Below are 2,391 nucleotides of genomic sequence, written 5' to 3' on the forward strand. Positions count from 1 at the left end.
CGATAACCATAGTTTATAAACGGGATTAGTTCTTTTCAAACTTTGCAACAGAACCCAAAAAACCAACATCTCGCCAATAAGTTCCGTATCCATATTGAGAAAATACGAGAAATCCAGGATAGGGCTAACTGGTCACAACTGATGAAGGATACAACGAAGTTTGGACTTGCCATAGCTCAAATGACAAATCAGGCTAATTTCAGCCTAACGGAGCTCGAAAAACTGATTGTGAACTATATTCATACAGTACCTCATCCTTACACGAAAGAATTACTTACATCAATAGGAGAACTCCATCAAATGTGGTTAGAAGTTTCTGGGTGGAGATAGAGAAATATATAATTCTTCTATTGTAGGAAAACGTGTTGCAGTTTGATTTTAAAATAGATATGTATATACAAGTTGGATAATTATTACGGTTGCTCCAAGATAAGCAAACCATTCCCAAAGGGGTGTTTCTTGTTTGGAATCAGTCCTATTGTTAAGTCCTCCTTTTTTATATCTCATTCATAAAAGGTAGACACCTCTTATGAATGAGATATCTACCTTTTATTGTCTTAAAATATTTTGCACTTCCGAAACATCCATATTGGTAAACTTCGCAATATCTTCTATATCCATTCCGTTTTTATGCATGCCACGGATTAACTGTTCTCTTTCGGCTAATTTACCTTTTTCCATTCCTTGCTCAATGCCTTCTTGAATACCCTCTTCTTTACCTTCTCGTCGCCCTTTTTGTTCGGCATATTTGAATTTAGAGGCTTCATCAATAAGTGCCTTCTGTCTCGCTTCATACGACATACGGAATGCAGGATCTTGACTCATCTTTTCCCACTTTTGCATCGCATCTTTTAAAATTGGATCTCGATTCATGGCGATCTCCTCCAAGGTATGCGTTAATTGTGTATCCTCATTTGCGGATAATAACAGTAACCATCTAACAAAAGCATCTTCCCACGGGTTCACTTGTTCTTCTTTCCATTGTGCCATTAATTTAGGAATTTCAATCACATGGAGTTCTAAATCATCTAATAGTAACTTTTGCAACTGAATATCCCATAGTTTTCCTGTCGTATGGAAGTTTTCATACTCTGAAAAGACAGGAAAGTTCAATATATTAATGGTAATCGTTTTTCTTAGCGCATCATAAGACTTTCCTTTTTGCAATTGAGAAGCATATAAGCGACTCCAATAATATAAGCTACGTTTTAAAAAATGATGTTGGTCATTCAGCTGGATTTCAACTGAAATTTGTGTTTTGTCCTCTAATGTAGCTAATACATCTAGAATGGACAATTTATCGTTTTCATATTCTCTATGCAGGTGTGGGTCTTCTATTTTTAGCGTTTGAATGGGTGAAGATAGTGAAGACGCCAAGATCACATTCAAGAACTGCATTAATATCTGTTCGTTTCCTCTGGATCCAAATAATTGCTTAAAAGCAAAATCAACTCGTAAATTGACTAAAGGCTGATTCATGGTTAGAGTCACCTTTCTTTTCGGTATTCTATATGTCTATTGTATCGAAGAGTAAAGAGAAGAAGCAACCCTTGATGACTAGTTTGGTGGGTTTTATTTTTATTAATCAGTACGGTATGTGAAATTATATACTATACTTCAACATACAGAGAGTGTTTCGATCTCTTTTATCTCTCCAATACCCTCCACTTCTTTCAACGGTTTATTTGTTCTTTATAACGAGTTTTATCTCTTTTACATAAAAAACCATTCCATTTTCTCCTTCTTTGCCTTACAAAAGGAAATGAGAGGTCTTTTTTGTATCGTTCTAACATTTCACCTTTTGGCACATCTTCATTCTCAATTATTTGCAGACTCATAGTAACACATGCTACCTTGCGCTGTTTCTCTCATCCCTTTATACTAAAATAGTATATCTATCACAATGAGGTGTCTTATTATGAACAAAACAGAATTAGTCCAAAAAGTCGTAATGGAATCTGAACTAACTAAACAAAAAGCAAGTCTCGCTGTAGATGCTGTTTTTCAATCTATTCAAAATGCGCTACAAACTGGAGACAATGTACAACTTATTGGCTTCGGTACATTTGAAGTACGAGAACGTGCTGCCCGTGAAGGACGCAACCCACATACTGGTGAAGCTCTTACTATTCCTGCGGGAAAAGTACCTGCCTTTAAAGCGGGGAAAGCATTAAAAGACGCTGTAAAAGCTGAATAATCTCCATTATTCAGTAGCATGAATTCATTAGGATTCATGCTACTGTTTTTTTATAAACGAATAGTGGAGATCGCATGTTTATATACAAGTTGTTGCTTCCCTTCAGCCTCTATCAAAACCGAATACAGGTCATATCCCTTTTGTTTTCTTCAAGTGATAGCGAATTCTTTTATCTAACTCAGGTCCATATTGAT

At 35.9% G+C, this 2,391-nt stretch carries 2 protein-coding genes and 1 pseudogene; 1 reads left to right on the plus strand and 2 read right to left on the minus strand.

Annotated features, from left to right (window positions below; translation table 11 throughout):
* Positions 1–549: 549 nt before the first annotated feature.
* Complete coding sequence (locus AB3X49_RS21480) at positions 550–1,479, minus strand: Rpn family recombination-promoting nuclease/putative transposase (protein WP_367964620.1); 930 nt, start codon at positions 1,477–1,479, stop codon at positions 550–552.
* Between the two features lie 439 nt (positions 1,480–1,918).
* Here AB3X49_RS21480 and hbs point away from each other — a divergent pair, with 439 nt between their 5' ends.
* Positions 1,919–2,197: a non-specific DNA-binding protein Hbs gene (hbs, locus tag AB3X49_RS21485; RefSeq protein WP_367964622.1), complete on the plus strand. Its 279-nt coding sequence runs from the start codon at positions 1,919–1,921 to the stop codon at positions 2,195–2,197.
* Between the two features lie 50 nt (positions 2,198–2,247).
* Here hbs and AB3X49_RS21490 read toward each other — a convergent pair.
* A pseudogene (locus tag AB3X49_RS21490) lies at positions 2,248–2,337 on the minus strand (RNA chaperone Hfq); the annotation flags it as partial.
* Between the last annotated feature and the right edge of the window lie 54 nt (positions 2,338–2,391).

Origin of the sequence: Bacillus sp. C30 (assembly GCF_040838255.1) — a bacterium.
Taxonomy (GTDB): Bacteria; Bacillota; Bacilli; order Bacillales; family Bacillaceae_G; genus Bacillus_A; species Bacillus_A mycoides.